Origin of the sequence: Paenisporosarcina sp. OV554, assembly GCF_003058165.1 — a bacterium.
Lineage (GTDB): Bacteria > Bacillota > Bacilli > Bacillales_A > Planococcaceae > Paenisporosarcina.
On record NZ_QBUC01000066.1, the window covers coordinates 1 to 2,363 of the forward strand.

1 protein-coding gene and 4 pseudogenes are annotated in these 2,363 nt (G+C 37.3%); 4 read left to right on the forward strand and 1 reads right to left on the reverse strand.

The window, feature by feature from the left end:
- Positions 1 to 85: pseudogene (locus C8K15_RS19890) on the forward strand (iron chaperone); the annotation flags it as partial.
- 496 nt (positions 86 to 581) lie between these two features.
- Here the strand turns inward: C8K15_RS19890 and C8K15_RS19895 are convergent.
- Positions 582 to 1,121 (reverse strand): annotated as a pseudogene (locus tag C8K15_RS19895) (transposase); the annotation flags it as partial.
- Here C8K15_RS19895 and C8K15_RS21080 point away from each other — a divergent pair.
- The 3 genes and pseudogenes from C8K15_RS21080 to C8K15_RS19910 all read left to right on the forward strand — a co-directional run.
- Positions 1,119 to 1,255: pseudogene (locus C8K15_RS21080) on the forward strand (transcriptional regulator); the annotation flags it as partial. The pseudogenes C8K15_RS19895 and C8K15_RS21080 overlap by 3 nt on opposite strands.
- A pseudogene (locus C8K15_RS21085) lies at positions 1,252 to 1,341 on the forward strand (SRPBCC family protein); the annotation flags it as partial. The pseudogenes C8K15_RS21080 and C8K15_RS21085, both read left to right, overlap by 4 nt.
- Positions 1,342 to 1,472: 131 nt before the next feature.
- The gene (locus C8K15_RS19910) at positions 1,473 to 2,066 is read left to right on the forward strand and encodes a YdeI/OmpD-associated family protein (protein WP_108588120.1); all 594 of its coding nucleotides are present in this window, start codon (positions 1,473 to 1,475) and stop codon (positions 2,064 to 2,066) included.
- Positions 2,067 to 2,363 lie beyond the last annotated feature (297 nt).

The following is a 2,363-nucleotide window of genomic DNA, read 5'->3' on the forward strand; positions in this document are numbered from 1 at the left end:
TCCGGTTGATTTCTCATTACTTGAGAAAATGATCGAGTTTAATATTTTGGACAAGGCAGACTGTTCAACTTTTTGGCGGAAATAAAAAATGGTTCCTCCAGAAGTATCTTGACCGCCATGTATTTGATAAAAAGCACGTGCATCGCACTGATTTAAGCTATAGCAAAATGTGCTCTTTATTCTTAACGAGAATCTCTAAAAAAAGGGTCGGTTCTAGGTTATTAGAACCGATCCTTACATAAGCCCACCAGCATCTTTGTCTTGTGTTGCCACATACACTCTGCACACGTAGAATGCGTCGCGCAACTCATTTTTAAAGAAGAGAACTAAACCATTATGAGAAGACAACTAACCTACGGGATTGTTGTCTTAAACCTTTATCCTTGTTTAACTAACGGGTGCTATAGTTAAAGAACTTTGGGCTGCTATGCAGCTCTTTCTTACGATTAGTCAAGTGTCTTAGATACTTTTTCCATACCTCTTCGGATATTATTTGAAGTGGGTGATTCCGTTTAATTATTTGGTATGGCTTTTCGTTTTTTCACAAGGCTTGAATATGTTAGACTGTTGCTACGACTGTACTAGGGAGCTAACCTATAGTCGTAGTTTTGATTATGTGTGACAAGAAAGAAGATCGTCTTCAATAACTTGTTTACACATGCGATGGAGGCAACCTTATGACATTTGTTGTAGGGTTGCTTTTTTAATTTATCGTAATACTCAACTAAGTGATTTCCACCAAATCGTCGCTGTTTAATCATGTTCTGAACGCTTAGATACATTATTTTACGTAGGTGCTTATTGCCGCGTTTGTTAATCTTGTCTTTTGCTATAAACTTTCCAGATTGGTACCGCCTAATATCAATCCCGGCATAGGCATTCAGTTGTCTGTTGTTGTAAAACCTCCGAATGTCTCCAATTTCTGCTATCATTCTGACAGCTGTGTTAGCTCCAATAGCCGGGATACTACGTAATATGCCATACTCTTCAAGCCTTTCGGCCAACGACTCCATCTTGCCGATACATTGTTCTTTCTGAAGGAGAAGCTCCTGAAACCGTTTCGCATATACACGAACTTGATCACAAACCACGTCAGTTGAAGACGCGGCTGGGTAAGAATGGGGCGTACGGCGGTTTCCAAGCACTTAGCTATCTTGAAAAGCGGGAAATTCAAGATTGGGTGGCTTTCTACAGTAAGTTCTGGAGTACGAATATGTTGTGCTTGAACCAACTAATAGAGGAGGATGAAGAATGAGTTTAACATTATCCTTTGATTTTCAGTTCACGACATCAATCAAGAAGGTTTGGTCCGCCTTAACCGATTCAAGCAAGCTTGCAAGGGGTCATGGAAAATGATTCAAGGTTGATGAATATTCAAATAAAGCCAAAAAGTGACAGAAAGAATTGGAGAAATTGAGAATGAATAATCTTGACTGTCAGCTGATCGAAAAATTGAAGAGGAGTGTTCCTTGATGACAAATAGTAGAATGAATCCAAAGGTTGATGAATTTTTAAGTAAAGCTAAAAAGTGGAATGAAGAATATGAGAAGTTGAGAAATATCGTTCTTGACTGTGAGCTAACCGAAGAATTTAAGTGGATGCATCCTTGTTACACGTTTGAGAAAAAAAACATAGTTTTAATACATGGATTTAAAGAATATTGTGCGCTTCTGTTTCACAAAGGTGCCTTGTTACTGGATGCCCATGGGATTCTGATCCAACAAACGGAGAATGTACAGGCGGCGCGCCAGATTCGGTTCACCAATGTTCAAGAAATAGTTGAGATGGAAACCATCTTGAAAGCCTATATTTATGAAGCCATTGAAGTTGAAAAAGCCGGTTTGGAAGTGAATTTTAAAAAGAATACAGAATTCATAATTCCTGAAGAGCTTCAAAATAAATTCGATGAAATCCCTGCCTTGAAAACTGCTTTTGAAGCATTGACGCCGGGACGGCAAAGAGCATACATTCTTTATTTTTCTCAACCTAAACAATCCAAAACTCGACAGTCAAGGGTTGAAAAATATATGCAACAAATTCTCAATGGAAAGGGATTAAATGATTAGTATATTCGATGAGAAAATAAATTAATCAAACTTCAAGATATTACCTCACATTGCGCTCATTCGAACTCCTTTTTGGAACGCAGGTAACACTCAATCAAATAATTATAAATGAACAAAAACAAAAAAGTGATCCTTTTGGTTTTTTAGCAAATACTGTAAAATCAATTTTTTATTGATATTATTTATTGAAATCTAACGACGAATGGGTTTGAGGAATTTCTCTGAACGACATAATTTTCATTTTAGGAGGGAACAACATGGAAGTTTTTGCGGAATTTTTATCGCATATTGATAACC

Bases quoted from the DNA above. Each gene is read 5' to 3' on its own strand.
- C8K15_RS19910 (WP_108588120.1), top strand. From the start codon at position 1,473: ATGACAAATAGTAGAATGAATCCAAAGGTTGATGAATTTTTAAGTAAA.